Annotated in this window: 20 protein-coding genes; 8 read left to right on the plus strand and 12 right to left on the minus strand. The window is 62.8% G+C overall.

The window, feature by feature from the left end; translation table 11 throughout:
* Positions 1 to 27: 27 nt before the first annotated feature.
* The 4 genes from BSF40_RS23445 to BSF40_RS23460 all read right to left on the minus strand — a co-directional run bounded on the left by BSF40_RS23445 (position 28) and on the right by BSF40_RS23460 (position 3,777).
* The gene (locus BSF40_RS23445) at positions 28 to 1,110 is read right to left on the minus strand and encodes a bifunctional transcriptional activator/DNA repair enzyme AdaA (RefSeq protein ID WP_095966972.1); all 1,083 of its coding nucleotides are present in this window, start codon (positions 1,108 to 1,110) and stop codon (positions 28 to 30) included.
* Positions 1,111 to 1,180: 70 nt separating this feature from the next.
* Positions 1,181 to 2,137 carry a Dyp-type peroxidase gene (locus BSF40_RS23450; protein WP_172435744.1) on the minus strand — a complete coding sequence of 319 codons (957 nt, stop codon included), beginning with the start codon at positions 2,135 to 2,137 and terminating at the stop codon, positions 1,181 to 1,183.
* Between the two features lie 32 nt (positions 2,138 to 2,169).
* Entirely contained in the window at positions 2,170 to 2,790 is a 621-nt protein-coding gene (locus tag BSF40_RS23455) for a LysE family translocator (RefSeq protein ID WP_095966974.1), read from the minus strand.
* Positions 2,791 to 2,880: 90 nt separating this feature from the next.
* Entirely contained in the window at positions 2,881 to 3,777 is an 897-nt protein-coding gene (locus BSF40_RS23460; protein WP_095966975.1) for a DMT family transporter, read from the minus strand.
* Positions 3,778 to 3,866: 89 nt separating this feature from the next.
* Between BSF40_RS23460 and BSF40_RS23465 the strand changes: the two genes are divergently transcribed.
* Together BSF40_RS23465 and BSF40_RS23470 are read left to right on the plus strand one after the other, a co-directional pair.
* On the plus strand, positions 3,867 to 5,198 hold the full coding sequence (locus BSF40_RS23465; protein WP_095966976.1) for a PLP-dependent aminotransferase family protein: 1,332 nt from the start codon (positions 3,867 to 3,869) through the stop codon (positions 5,196 to 5,198).
* 86 nt (positions 5,199 to 5,284) lie between these two features.
* Positions 5,285 to 5,872, plus strand: a complete 588-nt coding sequence (locus BSF40_RS23470; RefSeq protein WP_095966977.1) for a LysE family translocator — start codon at positions 5,285 to 5,287, stop codon at positions 5,870 to 5,872.
* 179 nt (positions 5,873 to 6,051) lie between these two features.
* Here BSF40_RS23470 and BSF40_RS23475 read toward each other — a convergent pair whose 3' ends face one another.
* From BSF40_RS23475 to BSF40_RS23495, 5 genes are all read right to left on the minus strand, one after another.
* Entirely contained in the window at positions 6,052 to 6,885 is an 834-nt protein-coding gene (locus BSF40_RS23475) for an AraC family transcriptional regulator (RefSeq protein ID WP_095966978.1), read from the minus strand.
* A gap of 33 nt (positions 6,886 to 6,918) precedes the next feature.
* The gene (locus tag BSF40_RS23480) at positions 6,919 to 7,422 is read right to left on the minus strand and encodes a VOC family protein (RefSeq protein WP_095966979.1); all 504 of its coding nucleotides are present in this window, start codon (positions 7,420 to 7,422) and stop codon (positions 6,919 to 6,921) included.
* Positions 7,423 to 7,525: 103 nt separating this feature from the next.
* Entirely contained in the window at positions 7,526 to 10,015 is a 2,490-nt protein-coding gene (locus BSF40_RS23485; RefSeq protein ID WP_095966980.1) for a TonB-dependent siderophore receptor, read from the minus strand.
* 99 nt (positions 10,016 to 10,114) lie between these two features.
* The gene (locus BSF40_RS23490) at positions 10,115 to 11,098 is read right to left on the minus strand and encodes a FecR domain-containing protein (protein ID WP_095966981.1); all 984 of its coding nucleotides are present in this window, start codon (positions 11,096 to 11,098) and stop codon (positions 10,115 to 10,117) included.
* Complete coding sequence (locus BSF40_RS23495) at positions 11,095 to 11,619, minus strand: sigma-70 family RNA polymerase sigma factor (protein WP_095966982.1); 525 nt, start codon at positions 11,617 to 11,619, stop codon at positions 11,095 to 11,097. Before BSF40_RS23495 ends, BSF40_RS23490 begins: the two co-directional genes overlap by 4 nt.
* A 362-nt stretch (positions 11,620 to 11,981) precedes the next feature.
* Here BSF40_RS23495 and BSF40_RS23500 point away from each other — a divergent pair, with 362 nt between their 5' ends.
* The 5 genes from BSF40_RS23500 (at position 11,982) to BSF40_RS23520 (ending at position 17,179) form a co-directional block, all read left to right on the plus strand.
* A complete protein-coding gene (locus BSF40_RS23500; RefSeq protein ID WP_095966983.1) occupies positions 11,982 to 13,136 on the plus strand; it encodes an NnrS family protein in 1,155 nt (384 codons plus the stop codon).
* Between the two features lie 172 nt (positions 13,137 to 13,308).
* Positions 13,309 to 13,764, plus strand: coding sequence for a (2Fe-2S)-binding protein (locus tag BSF40_RS23505; protein WP_007976259.1), 456 nt, complete (start codon positions 13,309 to 13,311; stop codon positions 13,762 to 13,764).
* 7 nt (positions 13,765 to 13,771) lie between these two features.
* Positions 13,772 to 15,940 carry a xanthine dehydrogenase family protein molybdopterin-binding subunit gene (locus tag BSF40_RS23510; protein WP_095966984.1) on the plus strand — a complete coding sequence of 723 codons (2,169 nt, stop codon included), beginning with the start codon at positions 13,772 to 13,774 and terminating at the stop codon, positions 15,938 to 15,940.
* Between the two features lies 1 nt (position 15,941).
* Positions 15,942 to 16,523, plus strand: coding sequence for a hypothetical protein (locus BSF40_RS23515; protein WP_095966985.1), 582 nt, complete (start codon positions 15,942 to 15,944; stop codon positions 16,521 to 16,523).
* A gap of 74 nt (positions 16,524 to 16,597) precedes the next feature.
* A complete protein-coding gene (locus tag BSF40_RS23520; RefSeq protein ID WP_095966986.1) occupies positions 16,598 to 17,179 on the plus strand; it encodes a GGDEF domain-containing protein in 582 nt (193 codons plus the stop codon).
* A gap of 121 nt (positions 17,180 to 17,300) precedes the next feature.
* On the opposite strand, the gene BSF40_RS23525 is transcribed toward BSF40_RS23520, so the two are convergent.
* Positions 17,301 to 17,726 (minus strand): VOC family protein, encoded by a 426-nt coding sequence (locus tag BSF40_RS23525; RefSeq protein WP_015095381.1) that lies wholly within the window; start codon positions 17,724 to 17,726, stop codon positions 17,301 to 17,303.
* 113 nt (positions 17,727 to 17,839) lie between these two features.
* On the opposite strand from BSF40_RS23525, the gene BSF40_RS23530 reads away from it, so the two are divergent.
* Positions 17,840 to 18,700 (plus strand): LysR family transcriptional regulator, encoded by an 861-nt coding sequence (locus BSF40_RS23530; protein ID WP_095966987.1) that lies wholly within the window; start codon positions 17,840 to 17,842, stop codon positions 18,698 to 18,700.
* Between the two features lie 182 nt (positions 18,701 to 18,882).
* Here the strand turns inward: BSF40_RS23530 and fabI are convergent, their stop codons facing one another.
* Positions 18,883 to 19,677 (minus strand): enoyl-ACP reductase FabI, encoded by a 795-nt coding sequence (gene fabI / locus BSF40_RS23535; RefSeq protein ID WP_008028639.1) that lies wholly within the window; start codon positions 19,675 to 19,677, stop codon positions 18,883 to 18,885.
* A gap of 19 nt (positions 19,678 to 19,696) precedes the next feature.
* Positions 19,697 to 21,307 carry an ABC transporter ATP-binding protein gene (locus BSF40_RS23540; RefSeq protein ID WP_095966988.1) on the minus strand — a complete coding sequence of 537 codons (1,611 nt, stop codon included), beginning with the start codon at positions 21,305 to 21,307 and terminating at the stop codon, positions 19,697 to 19,699.

A 21,307-nucleotide genomic window follows, 5' to 3' on the forward strand; every position in this document is an offset into this window, starting at 1 on the left:
CTTCCTTATGAAAAGCCTGAGGGGGGATCAGAGCGTCAACCGCTCCGTGAGCTGCACCGCAGCGTTTTCCAGCCTGAGCAGAAACGCCTTGCGCGGCTGGCCTCCAGCGTAGCCGGTCAGCGAGCCGTCGGCGCCGATCACGCGGTGGCACGGCACGACAATCGATAAGCGGTTATGCCCGTTGGCCAGGCCTACCGCCCGACTGGCACCGGGCTTGCCCAAGGTCGCCGCAATGGTGCCGTAGGTGGTGGTCTGGCCGTAGGGGATCTTCGCCAGTTCAGCCCAGACGCGGCGGGAGAACTCGCTGCCGGGCATGTGCAGGGCAACGCTGAACTCAGTCAACGTCCCGGCGAAGTACGCCGACAATTGCGCTTCGATCTGCTGCAAATGGGTGTTGTGCCCCGGGGCCACGGCATAACCGAAACGGTTTTGCAGCGCTTCGATCGACGGGGTCAGTGAGGCCTGATCGAGAAACTCCAGCAGCACCAGCCCGCGCCGTTCGGCCATGGCGATCATCGGCCCCAGCGGCGTGGTCAGGCGGGTGAACAGCAGCGGCTCGCTGTTGGCCGCGCGGCCCGGGGTGATGTGAAACGACTTTTGAAAGGCATCGCGAAAGCCGCTCAGGGACTCGTAGCCGGAATCGAAGGCGACGGCGTCGATGGAGTCGCCCTGTTTGATCCCGCCCAATGCCATGCCCAGACGCCGGGCGCGTAGCCACGCGTGGAAGGTCATGCCGAAATGCTGCTTGAACCAGCGGCGCAGTTTCAGCGGCTCGATGCCTGCGGCCAGTAGCTGGGCGTCGGTCCAGCGCTGCTCCGGGTCGGCATCTACTGATTTGAACAGGCTCTGCACCCAGCCCGGCGCGCTGGCAGCGGTGTCCAGCGGTTTGCAGCGCAGGCAGGCGCGGTAGCCCGCCGCCAGGCATTGCTCGGCGTTGGCAAAGAACTCGACATTCTCAGGCTTCGGGCTGCGAGCGGTGCAGCCGGGGCGGCAGAAGATGCCTGTGGTCTTGACCGCCGTGAAGAACACGCCCTCGTAGGAGGTGTCTCGTTCGAGCATGGCGCGAACCATCTCGGCGCGGGGCGGGAGCAGCGTTTTTTGTAGGTTCATGGGCGCAGCATAGAGGGCGTCATGGGGGACCTCCACCGGAAAATCGACAGCGAATTTCAGTTGTTTCCAATCAGGTGTGGGGTGGTTCGCGATCGGCCAGTTCTTCCAGCAGATCGGCCGAAGGCACAAAGAACAAGCCACCCGTGACTGCCGTGCTGAAATCCAGCAGGCGGTCGTAATTGCCAGGCGGCTTGCCGACAAACATGTTCTCGAGCATTTGTTCCATAGGCTCAGGCGAACGGGCATAGCCGATAAAATACGTACCGAACTCACCGGCACCGGGTCGGCCAAACGGCATGTTGTCGCGCAGGATTTTCACTTCCTGCCCGTCCTTGGTGATTGTCGTCAAGGCGCTGTGGGAGCAGCTGGGTTTAATCGAGTCATCCAGTTCGATATCGGACAATTTCGTGCGTCCGATCACCCGTTCCTGGGCCTCGACCGAGAGCGCGTTCCAGGCCGTCATGTTGTGCAGGTATTTCTGCACCAGCACATAGCTGCCCGCGGCAAACAGCGGGTCTTCATCGCCGACCATCGTGAAGTGGGCAGCCTTGCGACCGACCGGGTTTTCGGTGCCATCGACAAAGCCGATGATGCTGCGCATATCGAAATAGCGAAAGCCCTGAACTTCATCGACGACCGTGACCGCGTCTCCAAGGGACGAGAGCAATTGCGTGGCCAGTTCGAAGCACAGGTCCATCTGCTCGGCGCGAATGTGCAGCAAGATGTCGCCCGGCGTTGCCACCGCTCGACGTCCTTCGGCGCCGAACTCGCGAAACCCGTGCAGCGAAGCCGGGCGCGGGCCGCTGAACAAGGTGTTCCAGGCACTGGAGCCAAAGCCACAGATGCACGACAAATTGCCGGAGGGAACACGTTTGCCGACCGAGCGCGTGAGGGCCGCGATGTCTGCACACCAGGCCCGCACTTTAGCGGCCGCATCCCCGCCGGGCGTCAATGTGGCGACGATGAACATCGCGCTGCCGGTGATGGGGCTGCATACCGCTTGAGGCTCTGGTGTTGGGTTATCCATTGGCATTTGCACTCCATGAGCAGGCGGAATATTCAGGCGCGTCGCGCCATCAGCAAAACTGAAGCCGCCGCCGACAGCAACCCGGCGCAGCAGCGGTTGAACAGGCGCTTGCCGGACGGCCGGGCGAACCAGCGGCGCATGTGCAGGCCCATGTAGGCATAGGCGCCGATGGCGATCCATTCCAGCACCAGGAACAGCGCGCCCAACACCACGAACTGCGGCGCAATGGCTTGGGTCGAGTCGACGAATTGCGGCAGGAACGCGGTGAAGATCAGGATCGCCTTGGGGTTGCCGGCCGCCACCAGGAACTCCTGCCGCGCCAGTGCCAAGGTGCCCGCTGGCGCGCTGGTGACGACGTTCTCGACACCGGGATCGGCGCGCCACAATTGCCAGGCGAGGTAGAACAGATACGCCGCACCCAGGATCTTGATGGCGTAGAACAACAGTTCTGAAGTTTGCAGCACCACTGCCAGCCCCGCCGAGGCCAGGGCAATCATCCCGGCGAACGCCAGCAACCGGCCGATGCCGGCCACGCACGCGGTGCGGTAGCCATAGCGGGTCGAATTGCTGACCGACAGCAGGTTGTTGGGGCCGGGTGCCATGTTGAGGGCGAAGCAGGCCGGCAGAAACAGGGTGAGGGTGGCGAGGTCCATGGTCGGCTCCTGAAGCAAGAGCGCTATTTTTATCACAGCCCGGCGGTGGTCAGACCCATACAGTGATGGGCGTAAACCACCGTATCAGGGCTATTTGGCGAATTTTTTCGCCCCGGCGACGCACAGGATCACCGCGACGGTCACACCCAGCATGCCGAGGCTGACCTGTTCATGCAGCAGGGTCGCCGCGAGGGTCAACCCGAAAAACGGCTGCAGCAGCTGCAACTGCCCAACGGCGGCGATGCCTCCTTGGGCCAGGCCGCGATACCAGAACACGAAACCGATCAGCATGCTGAACAGCGAGACGTACGCCAGGCTGAACCAGGCTGGGGTGCTGATGCCGCTGAACGAAGCCGGCATGCGCATCCAGCTGAGCAGCGCCACGACCGGCAGCGACAGCACCAACGCCCAGGAAATCACCTGCCAGCCACCGAGGGTGCGCGACAGCTTTGCGCCTTCGGCATAACCCAGGCCACAGGCAAGGATCGCCAGCAGCATCAGGATGTCGCCCTGCGGGGAGGCGCTCAGCCCCTGGGACAGGGCAAAGCCGACCACCAACAGGCTGCCCAGCACCGAGAAAATCCAGAACGCCGCCCGTGGCCGTTCGCCGCCGCGCAGCACGCCAAACACTGCCGTCGCCAGGGGCAACAGGCCGACGAAGACGATGGAGTGCGCGGACGTCACGTATTGCAGCGCCAGGGCCGTCAGCAGGGGGAAACCGATGACCACGCCGAGGGCGACTATGATCAGCGGGACCAGTTGCTGGCTCGCCGGGCGTTTTTCCTTGAATAACCCCAGCAGGCACAGCGCCAGGGCCGCCGCGATGGTCGCCCGCGCAACCGTCAGGAACACCGGGTCGAATTCCAGCACCGCCACCCTGGTCGCCGGCAGCGAGCCGCTGAAGATCACCACACCGATCAGTCCGTTGATCCAGCCGCTGGTGCTGTTTTCCAGCGTCCGGTGTTGCAGGTTCGAAGTCCGTTCCATTTGGCTCACGCTCATTGTCTGATTGCACGAAACCCATCGTATGAGCGAGTATCGATACAATCAAAAAATTGTCATGGATACATCTCGACATGCCTCGATCCCGTTATAAAACGCTGGTGGATGCCTTTGCCGCCGACATCCGTTCCGGGTGTTTGCCGCCGGGCACGCGCCTGCCGACGCACCGGCAACTGGCAACCGAGCACGGTCTGGCGCTGGTCACCGCCAGCCGGGTCTATGCCGAGCTGGAGGGCATGGGCCTGGTCAGTGGCGAAACCGGTCGCGGGACCTTTGTCAGGGAGACTTCGCTGCCGCCGGGGCAGGGCATTTCGCAGCACGTGGTGGCGGCGGGGATGATTGACCTGAATTTCAACTACCCGTCATTGCCCGGCCAGGCCGACCTGCTGCGCCATGCCTTGCGTCAGCTGGCGCTGTCTGGTGACCTGGAGGCGCTCCTGCGTTACCAGCCCCACGCGGGGCGCCTGCACGAGCGGGCCTCGGTCGCCCGTCATCTGGTCGAGCGCGGGCTGAACGTGCCGGCCGAGCAGGTGTTGATCGTCAGCGGTGCCCAGCATGGCCTGGCGGTGACGCTGATGACGCTGCTCAAGCCCGGCGATGTCATCGCCGCCGATGCGCTGACCTACCCCGGTTTCAAGACGCTGGCCGAAACCCTGCATCTGGAAGTCTTGCCCATTCCGGTCACCGATACCGGGCCTGATCTGCCGGCCCTGGCAAAACTCTGCCGCAGCCGATTGGTGCGCGCCGTTTATTCGATGCCGACCTTGCATAACCCGCTGGGCTGGGTGATGGACGCCGATCAACGCGAGCAACTGGTGGCGATAGCGCGCCAGCATGACCTGACGATCATCGAGGACGCCGCCTACGCGTTCCTGGCCGAAAACGTACCGCCACCGCTGGCCGAGCTGGCGCCGGAGAGAACGGTGTACGTGTCCGGTCTGTCGAAGAATATCGCCACCGGCTTGCGCGTCGGCTTTATCGCCGCACCGGCGCAATGGATCGCCGCCTTCGAACGCACCATCATGGCAACCACCTGGAACACCCCCGGCGTGATGACCGCCATCGCCACGGCCTGGCTCGACGATGGCACCGTCCTCCAGCTGGAAGCGCAAAAACGTGCGGACGCCCGGGCGAGGCAAGCCCTGGCCCGGGAGGTGTTGGCGGGACTCAGGACCATCAGTCACCCGAATGCCTACTTCATCTGGTTGCCGTTGGCGGAGGACGCCCGGGCCGACCAGATCGCCATGGCGCTGATGCGCGAGCAAGTGTCGGTGTCGCCGGCCGAGCCCTTTGCGATTTCAGCCCATGTGCCCCACGCGATACGCCTGGCGTTGGGCTCGGTGGACATGGATTCGCTGCGCATTGCCCTGGGCAAAGTGAAAAGCGTCGTCGGTTATTACTCATAGCGAAGCAGGGCAGTTTTGTTCAATACGCGAGCCGCTCGCCTCATTACCTTGGGGGCCTTGTTCAACTCGATGGAAGAAGGTGTGCAATGAGTCTGATGATGTCCATGGCGGCGTTTGCGCTGGTCGCGTCCATCACGCCGGGGCCGGTCAATATTGTGGCGTTGAGCGCCGGCGCGCGGTTTGGCTTCCGGGCCAGCCAGCGTCACGTGGCCGGGGCCACGCTGGGGTTTGTCCTGTTGTTGGTGCTGATGGGGCTGGGCCTGCATGAGTTGCTACAACAGTGGCCGGCGTTGACCCAGGGGGTGCAATGGGCCGGCGTAGCCTTTCTGTTGTACATGGCCTTCAAGCTGGCGGCCGACAATGGGCAGGTGCACGCCAGTGAATCGGCGCAGGCCCCGTCAATGCTGTATGGCGCCATCATGCAATGGCTCAACCCCAAGGCCTGGCTGGCCTGCGTGGCCGGCATGGGCGCGTTTGTCGCCGATGGCGAGGCACGCCTGGTCTGGCAGTTTGCCGCGATTTATCTGGTGATCTGCTATGTGTCGGTCGGTTGCTGGGCGTATGCCGGGACGTTTTTGCGCGGTTTCCTGAACAACCCGGTGGGGATGCGGTTGTTCAATCGGGTCATGGCGTTGCTACTGGTGGTGAGCGCGGTATACCTGTTGCTGCCGTAACTGCAGTCGCTACAGCTTTTGTGGCGAGGGAGCTTGCTCCCGCTGGGCTGCGTAGCGGCCCCCGCTTTTCTTCAGATCAATCATGTAGGCAGGTTTTGCGACGGCTTCGCCGCCGAGCGGGAGCAAGCTCCCTCGCCACAGATTTAACCGAACCACAGATCTAGGTAAAACCTCGGGTATTACCCCCGATACTGCCCCGGTGTCGCCGCCAAATGCTGTTTGAACGCCCGCTGGAAATGCGCCTGATCGGCGAACCCCGCTTCCAGTGCCACGTCCGCGATCAGCTTGCCGCTGCGCAATTGATCCTGGGCGAACTGGATGCGCCGGTTCACCAGGAATGCGTGGGGCGTCATGCCGTAATGCTGTTTGAAGGCGCGGATCAGGTAGGAAGGCGACAATTGCGCGGCCTCGCAAATGTCTTCGAGCCTGAGGGTTTGCGTGCAGTGTTCGCGGATGTAATCGGCGGCACGCTCGAGCTTGAAATTGGGTTCGCGCAGCGGCTGATCGACCGGGTTGAGTCGTAGCTGCACGTCAGTGAAAAACTCCACGGCCACGCTGTGTTTGCGCAGGACATCCTGCTGCGGGTCGACCAACACTTCATACAAGCCCGCGAGGCCGACAAACAGGTTGGCATCGCGCGTATGGGTCGCTGAAAAACGGCGAAACGCCGCGTCATCGCTGAACCCGAGCTGGTGCTGTAAATCGGTCAGCCACGGCGTATCGACGTACAGCATCAGGTACGACCAGGGTTGGTCTTCGATCGGGTTGCAGGCGTGGACGTCGCCGGGGTTCATCAGCACCACCGTGCCGGCGCTGACCTCGAAGGCTGACTGCTCATGGAGATAGGTGCTGCGCCCGGCGGTGATCGCCCCGATGGAAAAGTGTTCGTGGGCGTGCCGGGTGTAGCAGACCTCGCGCCCGTCGGCGATGGCGCGGGCTTCGATGAAGGGCAGGGCGTCATCGCGCCAGAAGCGCGGGGCCTTGTCGGCGTTCTTGGCAACGGCGTGCTTCATGCTCACTCCTCGGCAGGTCAGTGCCGGAGTGTATTAGCTCTCGCCGTCAAAGGCTCGTTGCAGTGTGGCGATATCGAGTTTTTTCATTTGCATCATCGCCTGCATGGCCCGCTGGGATTTTTTCGTGTCGGGGTCTTTGATCATGTCCATCATCGCGACGGGGACGATCTGCCACGACAGCCCGAACTTGTCCTTGAGCCAGCCACATTGCTGGGCCTCGGGTGCGCCACCGGCCGACAGGTTGCCCCAGTAATGGTCGACTTCTTCCTGGCTCAGGCAATTGACCTGAAACGAAACCGCCTCAGTGAACGAGAACAAAGGGCCGCCGTTGAGGCCAGTGAAACTCTGGCCGTCGAGCTCGAAGCTGACGGTCATGACCGAGCCTTCGGGCCGGCCGTGGAATTCGAAACCGGCGTGGCCGTAATGGGTGATGGCGGTGATTTTCGAATGGTCGAAGATCGAGCAATAGAACGTCGCCGCTGCTTCGGCCTGATCGTCGAACCACAGGCAGGGCGTGAGTTTTTGTACGCGTTGCATGGCGGGCACTCCTCGGCAGGTTATGCATGCAGGAATACAGCGTAGCCAGCCTGAGTGGGGTCGGCAGTACCGTAGATCGCCAAACAGCCGTTTCAGGGTGCGATCAGAACGCCCACCGGGTGGTCAGTTGCACGGTGCGTGGTTCGCCATAAAACCCGGTGCCGAAGTTGCCCAGCCCGGTGTAGTAGGTTGTATCGAACAGGTTCTTCACGTTCAGCGTAGTGCTCAGGTGCTCGTTGAAGCGATAGCGCGCCATCGCGTCCACCAGGGCGTAGCCCGGTTGGGTGATCGTCGTGTACTGACCGAAGTTCACCGTATCGGCGGGGTCGGGACGGAACACCTTGCCGAAGAATTCGCTTTGCCAGTTCACCCCGGCGCCGACGGTGAGCCTGTCCCACGCGCCTGGCAGGCGGTAGGTGCTGAAAACCCGCACCAGCTGTTCCGGTGCCGTGGTTTGCAGCACCGAACCGTAGACGTAATCACCCTGGGCATCGCGGGTGTGGTTGTAGGTGTAGCCGGCCGACAGGTTCCAGCCGTCGCGCAACTCGCCGGCCAGTTCGAACTCGAAGCCTTGGGTGGTGGCGCCCTGGACGGCGCGGTACACCGACTCGGTATCAACGCCGCTGACATGTTCGGCGATGTTGTCCTGTTCGATGCGGTACAGGGCGAAGCTGGCGTTCAGGCGCCCTCCAAAGTATTCGGCCTTGATGCCCGCTTCAAGACTTTTGCCTTGCACTGGATCGAGCAGTTGGCGGTTGGCGTCCTTGCTCATTTGCGGCTGATAGATGCTGGTGTAGCTGGTGTACACCGACCAGGTGTCGTCGAGATCATAGACAAACCCGGCGTAAGGCGTGACGACACCGCTCTGGCGATAGCGGTCGCGCAGGTCGACGCTGTTCGGGTCGCTGTAGTCCAGGTCGTCGTGTCCGCTGAAGTTACTGACGCGCGCGCCGAGGATCAGCGCCAGGTCGTCGACGGGTTTCAGCCGGGCGGCCAGGTAGGCACCGGTCTGGCGCTGGACAATGACGTCGGTGCCCACCCGCGGGATTTCGGGTTTGGCAAACTCGCCGCGCCAATCGAAGAGGCTGCCGTCCACCGGCGGGTACACCGAGCCGTACACCGGGATGTCCTGGCGCGTGTTCATCGACATGAAGCCGGCGATCAGTTCGTGCTCGCGACCTGCCAGGGTGAACGGTCCGCTCAGGTTGACGTCGACGTTGTCCTGCACCTGGTCGCCCTTGAACTTGCCCATGTACATGAACATGCCGTCACCGCTGACCGGGTCCGGGTTGCCGCCACTGGCGGAGGCGAGGAAGGTATCGTGCCGGCGGTGCTTGCGGTCGTAACTGACCTTGAGTGTCCAGTCGTTGGCCAGTTGTTGCTGCACCTTGGCGAACAGCGTCTGGTTGGTGAAATCGCGACGGCTCCAGTCGGTGGCCGGGTTGAAGGAGCGGGAGAAATCGCTGCGCGAGCCGTCGCTGTCGTGCATCGGGAAACCGGTCCAGCTGGCGCCCCGGGAACGGGTGTCTTGCTGGTCGATACCGAGGGTGACGAGGGTGTCCGGGGTCAAGTCGGCTTCGACAATGCCGTAGGCGATGTCCCTGGTGTTGCGGTAGTGATCGATGTAGGCGCTGCGCTCCTGATAGACCCCGACCAGACGCCCGCGCACATTTCCGCTGGCGCTCAGCGGAGCGGAAATATCGCCTTCGCTGCGATAGGTGTCCCAGGAGCCGACGGTGCCGCTGACCGAGGCTTTGAATGCCGGGGTCGGGCGCTTGCGAATCAGGTTGACGGTCGCCGAGGGATCACCCGCCCCGGTCATCAGGCCGGTCGCGCCCTTGATGATTTCGACGCGGTCATAGGGGGCCATGTCGGTGCTGGTGGTGCCGTAGTCGTAGACACCGTCGTAGTCGGTATTGACGCCGTCGTACTGGAAGTTGGTGATCGGCAGGCCACGGCTGGAAAACTCCCAGCGCTCGCTGTCGTAATTTTGCACGCTGATGCCGGGCGCGCGGCGCAGGGCGTCGACGATGCTGGTGGCGCCCTGGTCGTCCATGAGTTGGCGGGTGATGACCGTGACCGATTGCGGCGTCTCGCGCAGGGACAGCGGCAGGCCGGTGGCTGAAGACGTCGAGCCGACGGTGTAGGCGTGGGAGTCTTCGCTGATGGTCCCGGGTGCCTGCCCGGAAATGTTGGTCGCCCCCAGTTCCAGCGCATCTTGTGCCACGGGGGCGGCGTGCAGCACATACCCGCCGTTCCCCTGGCGTTGCGCTTGCAGACCGCTGTCTTGCAGCAGTCGTTGCAAGGCTTGCTGCTGACTGTAGACACCGTTGAGGCCTGGGCTGCGTTTGCCCGCAGCGAGTTCATTGTGTCCGGCGAGAAAGATCCCGGCCTGTTCGGCAAAGCGGTTGAGAACGCTCACCAGCGATCCGCCGGCGATTGCGTAATGGCGTGTCTGGCTGCCGGGTTGTTCGCTCTCGACCAGAGGGGCGGCTTGACTGCGCGACATGTCCAGGCCCGGCAAGACCACCGCCAGCGCCAGCACCAGCGGATGCAAGGCGAAGCGTTGGTGAGTACGGGTGGCGCGTGGCATGGAGTTCCTGGAAGTCGGATCAATCTGCATTCGAAGTGCTTGAAGGATTAACCGAGCGAAAAAGGTAAAAGGGAACCGACGCGCCAGAAAAAACCCTCATCAGGTTTTCGGGCCTACGTTGACCCACCACTCCAGCGGCTTCTGCACCCGTACCGGCAATGCTGCTTCCAGCAGGCGCAAAGCCTGATCGGTGTCCTTGAGCGGGAACGCACCCATGACCGGCAGCCCGGCCACCGCCGGGTCACATCCCAGATGCCCGGGGCGATAGCGACTCAGTTCTTCGAGCAACTGCCCCAGCGGCAGGTTGTCCGCCAGCAACAGGCCGCGGCGCCAGGCTTCGCGGCCGGCCGACGAAGCGGTCGGTGTCGGTGTGTGGTCTTGTGTAAAACACAGCTGCTGTCCGGCCTTGACCACCTGCACCTGACCCTGGGTGGTGCGGACTTCAACGGCGCCTTCGTAGACATTCAACAGCGTTTGCCGGTCTTCCTGGCGCACGCTGAAACGCGTGCCCAGTGCGCGCAGGCGGCCCTCGACGGTTTGCACCAGCAGCGGGCGGCTGGTGTCGCTGGCGGTGTCGATCAACACCTCTCCGGCCTGCAACAGCAATAACCGTTGTACGGTGTCGAAACGTACATCCAGCGCACTGAGGGCGTTGAGCCAGATTCGGCTGCCATCGCTGAGCCGGGCTTCCCGGGTTTCGCCGGTGCCGGTGGAGAGGTCGGCGGTCCATCGGGTCAGGGTCAGCGGCAGGGCGCTTTGCCGCCATGCGCTCCAGCCGAGCCAACTGCCCGAGACCAGCACCAGCAGGCTCTTGAGCGTCTGGCGGCGGCTGATGGAAGCGCGTCCGCTGTTGCGTAATACGTGGCCGGCCGCCTGCTGATGATTGTCCTGTAGCGCGGCAAAGCGCTGGCTCACACGCTCGACGTAGTGCCACGCGGCCTGATGCTCGCCGCTTTGCGCCAGCCAGGCTTGCCAATGCTCGCGTTCCTGCTCGCTGGCGTGGTGATCGTTGAGTTGCACGTACCAGCTGGCTGCCTGTTCGAGGCTGGCGTGGCTGATGGCGTGGGTGGCGGCGCGGGTCATTGAATCAGCAGGCCGTCGAGTTCGGCTTCGAGCATTGCGCAATGCATCAGCGCCTGGGCCAGGTACTTTTTCACCATGCGCTCGCTCACGCCGATTTCTTCGGCAATGTTTCGGTAGGGCAGCCCATGCACCTGCGCCAGAACGAACGCATCACGCACCCGCTGGGGCAAGCGCTGCAGCATGGCATCCACTTCGTACAGGGTTTCGACGATGATCGCCCGCTGCTCCGGCGAAGGCTGGACGGCCCGGGGCTGCGCGGCCAGGGTCTCGAGCCAGGCCTGTTCCAGTTGGCGACGACGCCAGTGGTCAATGCACAGGCCTCGGGCGATGGTCGCCAGGTAAGAGCGTTCGTGGGTTTCCCCGTCAAACACCTGCGGACGCTTGAGCACCCGGATGAAAGTGTCATGGGCCAGGTCTGCGGCATCGAACGCATTGTTCAAGCGTCGGCGCAGCAACTCGTGCAGCCAGTGGTGGTGGCTGGCGTAGAGGTTCTGGACGCAGGAGGAGTCGGCAACCGTCATCGTGAGCACATGTCCATGGGCGATCCGCACGCTTATGCAAATAAGAATTGATCGCGATTAAAACAAAAGGCCTATGACTGTGCAAATGATATTGGTTTGCTTTTATCAGGTTCGGCCCGGGCTCGAATGAGCTTGCAGTCGTTATGACTCTTGTGTGTGTCATAAGGACTATTTTTTGCATGAGTCATATTGACTGCGACTTTCTGAGGTCATTGATTTACCGGGAGATATCTCATTGGCACGAAACATGATGCAGAAGAGGTACAACTGAACGCCTTCAGGAAAACGCAAAAAATGTCCGACTTCTCCAGCAAACTTCAGAGATATCGCCAGAGCCCAAGCCTGCTCCAGGTGGTGGCTTGATGCGTAAGCTTGGCGCTGCAGCGCTTTTCAGTGTTGGTTTTCGGCCGTTCTTTCTGGCCGGGGCCGGGTTCGCCAGCTTCGCCGTGGCGGTCTGGGCAATGTGGCTGTACGGCCGTTTACCCCAGGCGCAACCCGTGGGCGGCATGCTGGCCTGGCATCGACATGAAATGCCCTTCGGCTTTGCCGCGGCCATCATCGCCGGGTTCCTCCTGACCGCGGTGCCGAACTGGACAGGTCGACCGGGGCTCAAGGGCTGGCCGCTGATCGGCCTGGTGCTGGTGTGGCTGCTGGCGCGACTGGCCTGGTGGCTGCCGATGCCTGCATCCTTGCTGCTGGCCTTGCAGGTGCCTTTTCTGCCGCTGCTGGCATGGGCGTTGGGGCGCGACCTGGTGGCGGCGGGCAAGCGCGAGAATTATCCGATTCTGTTGATGGTGTCGCTGCTGGCCGGGTGTCAGGCATTGACGTTGCTGGGTTTAGCCGTTGATGACGGCAACCTGCAACGGCATGGCGTGCTGGCCGCCCTGTGGCTGGTCGGTGCGCTGATGAGTGTGATTGGCGGGCGGGTGATTCCGTTCTTTATCCAGCGCGGCTTGAACCGCCCGGCAACGCCTGCGGCCCATCCGCTGCCGGGCAAGGTGCTGCTGGTCAGCGCCATGCTGGCGGCGCTGTCCTTTGCCGCCGGTTTGAATGACGTCCCCCGTGTGTGGCTGGCGCCGCTGTTTGCGTTGATCAGCGCTTTGCATCTGCTGCGCCTGTGGCGCTGGCATGACCGCGGCCTGTGGCGCTTGCCGCTGCTGTGGTCGCTGTACCTGGCTTACGCCTGGCTCGCCGCGGCGACACTGGCCATGGCGCTGTGGCACCTGGGCTGGCTGGCGCAACAAAGCCTGGCCACCCATTCGCTGGCCGTCGGCGCTATCGGCGGCTTGATTCTGGCAATGATCGCGCGGGTCAGTCTGGGGCATACCGGGCGATTGCTGCAGCCGTCCGGGGCGGTCGTTGCGGGGTTTGTCCTGGTGTTGCTGGCGGGTGCGTGCCGGGTAGGGTTGGTGCCTTTTTCCAGTCTCGGATTGGCGCTGTCGGCGTTGCTGTGGTGTAGCGCTTTTGCGGTGTTTGTCTGGCGCTACACCGGGATTCTATTGGGGCCAAGGCTCTAGCGAAGGGTTCCAGGGCCGCCCATCGAGGCGGCCTTTGCATGACCGGTGGTCGATGCGCCAAGGTCTGGCGGCAAATCTGCGCTTAGCTGAAGGGATAACCCGAGGCGCGCGCAGGTTGTACAAGGCTGCAGCGACGCCCCTTCAGATCACCGTGAGTCTGAGGAACCGCGCCATGCTCACCCTGAACATCAATGGCCAGGATCAGGAGCTGGATGTCCCCGCCGACATGCCGTTGCTCTGGGTCTTGCGCGATGTCGCCCACCTCACCGGCACCAAGTTCGGTTGTGGCATGGCCCAATGTGGCGCCTGCACGGTGCACGTCGACGGCGCGCCGCTACGCGCCTGCATCACGCCAGCCACTGCCGTCGCCCATGGACAAAAGATTCTCACCATCGAAGGCCTGTCGGCGGACGGCTCGCACCCGGTGCAACAGGCCTGGGCGGAACTCGACGTGGTCCAGTGCGGTTACTGTCAGTCCGGGCAGATCATGTCGGCGGCGGCGCTGCTGGCGAAAATTCCCAAACCGACCGACAGCGACATCGATCAGGCGCTGTCCGGCAACATCTGCCGCTGCGGCACTTACCCGCGGATTCGCGCGGCGGTCAAGCGCGCCGCCGAGCTGGGTTGAGGTGGCCATGAACAGCATCAACGCGTTATCGCGCCGGGGTTTTCTCAAGGGCAGTGCTGTGCTGGGCGGTGGGCTGGTGGTGGCGTTTGTCATGCCCGGCGCCCACCGGTTCGCCATGGGCGCGGAGAATCAGGGCAAGGTGTTTGCGCCCAACGCTTTCCTGCGCATTGGCAATGACAACAGCGTCACCGTGTTGCTCGGCCATTCGGAAATGGGCCAGGGTATCTGGACCGGCCTGACCATGCTGATTGCCGAGGAACTGGACGCCGACTGGTCGAAGATCCGCGTCGAGCATTCCCCGGCATCGGCCGCCGATTACGGCATGCCCGGGTTTGGCGGGATGCAGATCACCGGCGGCTCGACCTCGACCTGGATGGAATTCGATCGCTATCGTCTGGCCGGCGCGGCGGCGCGCTTGATGTTGATCGATGCCGCGGCCAAGCGTTTCAACGTCGCTCCCTCGGCGATTCATACAGAGTCGGGCGTGGTGGTTGCCGGTGAGCATCGCGCCACCTACGGCGAGTTGGCCGATGACGCCGGACAGCTGTCACCGCCGGACCCGGCCTCGATCAAACTCAAGGACGCGAAAGACTGGCGGCTGATCGGTAAACCCACCCAGCGTCTGGACACACCGGAGAAAATCACCGGCCGGGCGAAGTTCGGCATGGACGTGCAGTTCGAGGGGCTGATGACGGCGATGGTCGCCCGTTCACCCACCTTCGGCGGCAGCGTCAAATCCTTTGAAGGCGCCGAGGCGCTGGCGATTCCCGGCGTGCACAAAGTGGTGCAAGTGCCGACGGGCATTGCGGTGATTGCCGATCATTACTGGGCGGCGAAGCTGGGGCGCGATGCGCTGAAAGTCGAGTGGAACCCGGGGCCGAACGCGGGGCTCAATAGCCAGGCGCTGCTGGAAAGCTTCCGCAAACTCGCCACCACCCCCGGCCTGAACGCCGGTCAGGCGGGCGATACCCAGGCTGCGCTGGCGAAAGCGGCCAAGACCATCGACGCCGAATACAGTGTGCCTTATCTGGCCCACGCGCCGATGGAGCCGCTTAACTGCACCGTGAGCATCAGCAAGGACAAGTGCGAAATCTGGACCGGCACCCAGTTCCAGACCCTGGACCAGATGGTCGCCGGGCAAATCACCGGGCTCAAACCCGAGCAGGTCGAGATCCATACCGAGTTTCTCGGCGGCGGCTTCGGGCGCCGGGCCAATCCGACCTCGGACTTCGTCAGCGAAGCGGTGCATGTCGCCAAGGCCGCCGGTGTGCCGGTGAAAACCGTATGGGCGCGGGAGGACGACATCCGCGGCGGCTATTACCGTTCGGCGTTCCTGCACCATGCGCGTATCGGGCTGGGCGCTGACGGCCTGCCGCTGGCCTGGAAGCACGTGATGGTCGGGCAGTCGATCATGGCCGGGACCTCGCTTGAAGCGAGCATGGTCAAGGACGGGATCGACAAGACCTCGGTCGAGGGCGTGGCCGACAGCCCCTACATCGGAGGGCTGGCCAATCACCAGATCGAACTGCATTCGCCACAAACCGGGATCAGCGTGTTGTGGTTGCGTTCGGTGGGCCACACCCACACCGCGTTTGTCATGGAGTCGCTGATCGATGAGTTGGCGACGGCGGCCGGCAAGGATCCGGTGGAGTACCGGCGCACTTTGCTCAAGGACCATCCGCGCCACCTCGGTGTATTGAACCTGGCAGTGGAGAAGGCCAACTGGAAGGCGCCGCTGCCCGATGGCCATGCCCTGGGTGTGGCGGTGCATGAATCCTTCGGCAGTTACGTGGCCCAGGTGGCCGAGGTGTCCCAGGACAATCTCGCCATCCGCGTGCACCGGGTGGTGTGTGCGGTGGATTGCGGCATTGCGGTCAACCCGCAGAGCATCGCCGCGCAAATGGAGTCGTGCATCACCTTTGGCCTGAGCTTCGCCTTGCACAGCAAGCTAACGCTCAAGGACGGGCAGGTGGTGCAGTCCAACTATCACGACTATCAGGTGCTGCGCCTCAATGAAATGCCGGTGGTCGAAGTGCATATCGTGCCCAGCAGCAACAAACCCGGCGGTATCGGCGAAGCCGGTGTGCCACCCACGGCGCCGGCGGTGGCCAACGCGGTGTTTGCCCTGACCGGGCAGCGCCTGCGCGAGCTGCCCTTGCAGCTGTCGGGGGTGTGAGATGAAACGTCATCACTGGTTGCTCGGGACGGTGATTCTGATCTGTCTTGTGGCCTACGCGTCGCATGTATTCGCCGATGACCGCGAGGCCTTGCAGGCGTTCGACACCGTGCAGAAGGTCTTCCAGAGCCCGCGTTGCCAGAACTGCCACATTCCCGGGGATTCGCCGCTGCAATTCGATGCCGGCGTGCCCCACGCCATGAATGTCGTGCGTGGCATGGACGGCAAGGGCGCGGCCGGGTTGCCCTGTGCAACCTGCCATGGGCAAAGCAATCCACCGGCCAGCTATGGTCCTCATGCGCCGCCCGGGGCGCCACACTGGAGCCTGCCGCCGGCAGCGCAGCGGATGGCCTGGATCGGTCTGCCGGCCGACCGTCTGTGCGCGATGATCAAGGATCGCACCGGCAACGGCGACCGGGACTTCGCCGCGCTGATCAAGCACGTCAGCGACGACAAACTGGTGCTGTGGGGCTGGAACCCGGGTGGCAATCGCGCGCCGGTGTCGGTGCCGCACGACATCTTCGTCAGCCAATTCAAACGCTGGGCCGACGCAGGAGGGCCGTGCCCGGTGGCGGGTAGCTGACCAACGGCACGCTTGCAGGGAGTCAATGCGGGTATGGGCGACTCTAAAGTGCATACCTGCAATGGGAGTGAACGATGTTGATCTCAGGCAAAACGGGTAAATCGGGACGTTCCGCGAGCCCGTTGCTCACGCCACAGCAAGAACGGGAGCGGCTGCGTGAAATGGCGCGCCAGGCCGAGCGAGAGCTGGCGGGTGTGCAAATGGCAAGCATGGATGAGCTGACGCTGCTGTCCAATCGCCATGGCTTCACCGCACTGGCCCGCCTCGGGCTGGAGGCTTGCCGGGCGCTGGAGACGCCGGCGACGCTGCTGTACTTTTCCCTCGATGAGTTCAAGCGCATCAGCTATCTGTATGGCCGGGCCAAAGGTGACGATGCGCTCAAGACCTTCGCCGATGTCCTGCGTATCGGGTTTCGAGAAAACGATGTGGTCGGCCGGCTCGAAGGCGACCGCTTCGTGGCGCTGCTGACCGGGTCTGGCAGCGTTGAGATTGCGGCGATCAAGGCGCGACTCAATGAGATACTCGATGAGCGCAACGCTGCGGCGCATCGCAGTTATGACATTCACTTCAGCGTCGTGCAGGTCGAATATGACCCGGTTGTTCATGGCTCGATTGAGGAGCTGCTGGAGGAGGCCGAGAGTGTGATGAGTCGTTAGTATCAGGCTGGCTGGGCGGGCCCAATCGCGAGCAGGCTCGCTCCCACATTGACCGGCGTTGGCCACCCACTAACCCCTGTGGGAGCGAGCCTGCTCGCGAAGGCGTCCTGACAGACGCCACCTATTTGGCAAACAACTGCCCAATATCCTTGAACGCCTTGAACTCCAGCGCATTCCCGCAAGGATCGAACAGAAACATCGTCGCCTGCTCGCCCACCAGCCCCTGAAAACGGATCCCCGGCTCAATCACGAAGCGAGTTCCCAGCGATTTCAGCCGCTCGGCCAGCGCTTCCCACTCCGCCATCCCGAGCACCACGCCAAAATGCGGCACCGGCACATCGTGGCCATCGACGGCGTTGGTGTGGGCTGCTTCTTGCGAAGGGTTTTTCGGCGCCAGGTGAATCACCAGTTGATGGCCAAAAAAATTGAAATCGACCCAATGGTCGCTCGACCGACCTTCTTCCAGGCCAAACACCGCGCCATAGAAGTGCCGGGCGGCGGGCAAGTCGTAGACCGGAATGGCCAGGTGAAAAGGGGAGAGCTGCATCGGGCGAACCTCGTTGGTGGGTGGGCGTGGGTTGAGTTTAGTCCTGTGCTTTTTGATTGAAAGACGATAATTTTTGCGTCGAGCTCAAATAATTTCGATCAATCGAGGCCGCCATGCTGCGAGAACTGAAAACCTTTGTCGCCGTGGCGCGTCACGGCACGTTCGCCGCGGCCGGCATGCACATCGGCCTGACGCAGTCGGCGGTCAGCGCGCAGATTCGCAATCTGGAACAGGCCCTGGGCATCCGTCTGTTCGACCGCACCGGCCGCCAGGCGCTGCTCAATGCGGCGGGGCAGCGTGCACTGCCGATGGCCAGGGAAATGCTCGAAACCTTCAGCCGCATGGCGGTCAGTGACGATGTCAGCGAGTACCGTGGCGAGTTGAAAATCGGCGCGGTGGCGACCGCCCAGACCGGGCTGCTGCCTCAGGCGCTGCTGCGATTGCGCCAGCAGGCGCCCTTGCTGGAGCCCAAACTGGTGCCGGGTGTGTCACTGAACCTGCTGAGTCAGGTGGACACCGGAGAAGTGGATCTGGCGATCCTGATCAAGCCGCCATTCGAGTTGCCCAAGGAGTTGTCCGCGCAGGTGATACGCCGGGAACCGTTCGTGCTGATCGTACCGGCGGACCTGGACGGCGATGATCCGTTGCAACTGCTCGCCGAGCACCCGCATGTGCGTTACGACCGCAATTCGTTTGGCGGGCGACTGGTGACGCGGTTCTTGCGCGAACAGCAGATCGAGGTGCACGGGGCGCTGGAGCTGGATGAGCTGGAGGCCATTGTCAAAATGGTCGAGTGTGGGTTGGGGATTTCGTTGTTGCCGCAGGCGGGGTTGTGGCTTGAGCATGGGGCCGGGGTGCGAGTCATTCCCTTGGGCGAGTTGACGTTCTATCGGGAGATTGTGTTGTTGCAGCGCTATAGTCAGCGGACTCAGCCGATTCAGCAGTTGTTTGCGCAATGTCTGACACAACTCTAACCCTGTAGGAGCGAGCTTGCTCGCGAAGGTCGTTAACGATAACGCGCAGTCTGGATGAACGCGGCGTGCCCGGGTTTTTCGCGAGCAAGCTCGCTCCTACAGGGGGCGGCTGCATCGGCCGGGGAAATCACAGGCATAAAAAACCCGCCAAAAAGAGGCGGGTTTTTCAGGCTGACCGAAGATTACTCTTCGAGGCTGCCCATGGCCGTGGTGTTGAAGCCACCGTCCACGTACATGATTTCACCGCTGATGCCGGACGCCAGGTCCGAGCACAGGAAGGCGCCGGCGTTGCCGACTTCTTCGATGGTGACGTTGCGGCGCAGCGGGGTTTGCGCTTCGTTGGCGGCCAGCATCTTGCGGAAGTTCTTGATGCCGGAAGCGGCGAGGGTACGGATCGGACCGGCCGATACGCAGTTGACGCGGGTACCGTCCGGGCCCAGGGAGCCGGCCAGGTAACGTACGCCGGCTTCCAGGGAAGCCTTGGCCATGCCCATCACGTTGTAGTTCGGCATGGTGCGCTCGGCGCCCAGGTACGACAGGGTCAGCAGGCTGCCATTGCGGCCTTTCATCATTTCGCGGCCGGCCTTGGCCAGGGCCACGAAGCTGTAGGCGCTGATGTCGTGAGCGATGCGGAAACCTTCACGGGTGGTGGCTTCGGTGAAGTCGCCGTCCAGTTGGTCGCCCGGGGCGAAGCCCACGGAGTGCACGATGCAGTCCAGGCCGTCCCACTTCTTGCCCAGTTCAACGAAGACCTTGGCGATTTCTTCATCGCTGGCCACGTCGCACGGGAAGCACAGGTCAGGGTTGGAGCCCCAGCTCTGTGCGAACTCTTCGACACGACCCTTGAGTTTGTCGTTCTGATAAGTGAAGGCAAGCTCAGCGCCCTCGCGATGCATGGCGGCAGCAATGCCGGATGCGATGGACAGCTTGCTGGCGACACCGACGATCAGTACGCGCTTACCGGCGAGAAAACCCATGTGTTGCTCCTCTTTCAGGTTATTGCGCAGTGGCCGGAGCCAAAAAAGCGGCTTCCAGCAACTGCTGTGTATACGGATGTTGGGGGGCGGCAAAAATGCTTTGCGCGTCTCCCTGTTCGACCACTTGGCCATGCTTGACCACCATCAACTGGTGGCTCAGCGCTTTCACCACAGCCAGGTCATGGCTGATAAACAGATACGTCAGGTTGTACTTGGTTTGCAGCGAACGCAAAAGCTCCACTACCTGGCGTTGAACCGTGCGGTCGAGGGCCGAAGTCGGCTCGTCCAGCAAAATCAACGCCGGTTTTAACACCAATGCCCGGGCAATGGCGATTCTCTGCCGTTGCCCGCCGGAAAATTCGTGGGGGTAGCGGTGCCGGGTGTCCGGATCCAGGCCTACCTCCTTGAGTGCTGCAATGATCGCTTGTTCCTGTTGCGCCTCGGTGCCCATCTTGTGGATCCGCAGGCCTTCGCCAACGATGTCGTTCACGCACATCCGTGGGCTCAGGCTGCCGAACGGGTCCTGAAACACCACTTGCATCTCCCGCCGCAACGGCCGGACCTGTTGCTGTGTCAGGCTGTCCAGCGGCTGGCCCTCAAAGCGAATGGCGCCTTTGCTGGCGATCAACCGCAAAATGGCCAGGCCCAGGGTCGATTTGCCGGAACCGCTTTCACCCACTATCCCCAGGGTCTGGCCCTGGGGCAGGCTGAAGTTGATGCCGTCGACCGCCTTGACGTAATCCACCGTGCGCTTGAGCAAGCCTTTCTTGATCGGAAACCAGACTTTCAGGTCCTCGACCGCCAGCAAGGGCGGGCCGATCACGTTGCTGGCAGGCTTGCCGCCGGGCTCCGCTGCCAGCAGTTCCCGAGTGTACGGATGCTGCGGCGCGCGGAACAATTCTTCGCACGATGCCTGTTCGACGATGCAACCTTGCTGCATGACACATACGCGATGCGCAATTCTTTGCACAAGGTTCAAATCGTGGCTGATCAGCAGCAGCGCCATGCCCAGGCGGGCCTGCAATTGCTTGAGCAATTCGAGGATTTTCAGCTGAACGGTCACGTCCAGCGCGGTGGTCGGCTCGTCGGCGATCAGCAGTTCCGGTTCGTTGGCCAGGGCCATGGCGATCATCACCCGCTGACGCTGGCCGCCGGACAATTCGTGGGGCAGGGCCTTGAGGCGCTTGTGTGGCTCGGGGATGCCGACCATCTCCAGCAGTTCCAGGGTGCGTTTGGTCGCCACCTTGCCGCTCAGGCCCTTGTGGATGCCCAGCACCTCGTTGATCTGCTTTTCGATCGAGTGCAGCGGGTTGAGCGAGGTCATCGGCTCCTGGAAGATCATTGCAATCCGGTTGCCACGGATGTGGCGGATGGTTTTTTCCTTCAGGTCCAGCAGGTTCTGCCCGGAATACTCGATGGTGCCGGAGGGATGGCGGGCGAGCGGGTAGGGCAGCAGGCGCAGGATCGAATGCGCGGTCACCGATTTACCGGAACCGCTCTCGCCGACCAGGGCCAGGGTTTCGCCGCGCCTGATGTCGAAGCTGACGCCTTCGACGGCCCGCTGACAACGATTGCCGACGACAAACTCGACGGACAGGTTGCGCACTTCGATCAGATTGTCCTGATTCAT

Source organism: Pseudomonas sp. ACN5, from assembly GCF_002303975.1.
GTDB lineage: Bacteria > Pseudomonadota > Gammaproteobacteria > Pseudomonadales > Pseudomonadaceae > Aquipseudomonas > Aquipseudomonas laurylsulfatiphila.

Bases quoted from the DNA above. Each gene is read 5' to 3' on its own strand.
- BSF40_RS23445 (WP_095966972.1), bottom strand. From the start codon at position 1,110: ATGAACCTACAAAAAACGCTGCTCCCGCCCCGCGCCGAGATGGTTCGC.
- BSF40_RS23450 (WP_172435744.1), bottom strand. From the start codon at position 2,137: ATGGATAACCCAACACCAGAGCCTCAAGCGGTATGCAGCCCCATCACC.
- BSF40_RS23455 (WP_095966974.1), bottom strand. From the start codon at position 2,790: ATGGACCTCGCCACCCTCACCCTGTTTCTGCCGGCCTGCTTCGCCCTC.
- BSF40_RS23460 (WP_095966975.1), bottom strand. From the start codon at position 3,777: ATGGAACGGACTTCGAACCTGCAACACCGGACGCTGGAAAACAGCACC.
- BSF40_RS23465 (WP_095966976.1), top strand. From the start codon at position 3,867: ATGCCTCGATCCCGTTATAAAACGCTGGTGGATGCCTTTGCCGCCGAC.
- BSF40_RS23470 (WP_095966977.1), top strand. From the start codon at position 5,285: ATGAGTCTGATGATGTCCATGGCGGCGTTTGCGCTGGTCGCGTCCATC.
- BSF40_RS23475 (WP_095966978.1), bottom strand. From the start codon at position 6,885: ATGAAGCACGCCGTTGCCAAGAACGCCGACAAGGCCCCGCGCTTCTGG.
- BSF40_RS23480 (WP_095966979.1), bottom strand. From the start codon at position 7,422: ATGCAACGCGTACAAAAACTCACGCCCTGCCTGTGGTTCGACGATCAG.
- BSF40_RS23485 (WP_095966980.1), bottom strand. From the start codon at position 10,015: ATGCCACGCGCCACCCGTACTCACCAACGCTTCGCCTTGCATCCGCTG.
- BSF40_RS23490 (WP_095966981.1), bottom strand. From the start codon at position 11,098: ATGACCCGCGCCGCCACCCACGCCATCAGCCACGCCAGCCTCGAACAG.
- BSF40_RS23495 (WP_095966982.1), bottom strand. From the start codon at position 11,619: ATGACGGTTGCCGACTCCTCCTGCGTCCAGAACCTCTACGCCAGCCAC.
- BSF40_RS23500 (WP_095966983.1), top strand. From the start codon at position 11,982: ATGCGTAAGCTTGGCGCTGCAGCGCTTTTCAGTGTTGGTTTTCGGCCG.
- BSF40_RS23505 (WP_007976259.1), top strand. From the start codon at position 13,309: ATGCTCACCCTGAACATCAATGGCCAGGATCAGGAGCTGGATGTCCCC.
- BSF40_RS23510 (WP_095966984.1), top strand. From the start codon at position 13,772: ATGAACAGCATCAACGCGTTATCGCGCCGGGGTTTTCTCAAGGGCAGT.
- BSF40_RS23515 (WP_095966985.1), top strand. From the start codon at position 15,942: ATGAAACGTCATCACTGGTTGCTCGGGACGGTGATTCTGATCTGTCTT.
- BSF40_RS23520 (WP_095966986.1), top strand. From the start codon at position 16,598: ATGTTGATCTCAGGCAAAACGGGTAAATCGGGACGTTCCGCGAGCCCG.
- BSF40_RS23525 (WP_015095381.1), bottom strand. From the start codon at position 17,726: ATGCAGCTCTCCCCTTTTCACCTGGCCATTCCGGTCTACGACTTGCCC.
- BSF40_RS23530 (WP_095966987.1), top strand. From the start codon at position 17,840: ATGCTGCGAGAACTGAAAACCTTTGTCGCCGTGGCGCGTCACGGCACG.
- fabI (WP_008028639.1), bottom strand. From the start codon at position 19,677: ATGGGTTTTCTCGCCGGTAAGCGCGTACTGATCGTCGGTGTCGCCAGC.
- BSF40_RS23540 (WP_095966988.1), bottom strand. From the start codon at position 21,307: ATGAATCAGGACAATCTGATCGAAGTGCGCAACCTGTCCGTCGAGTTT.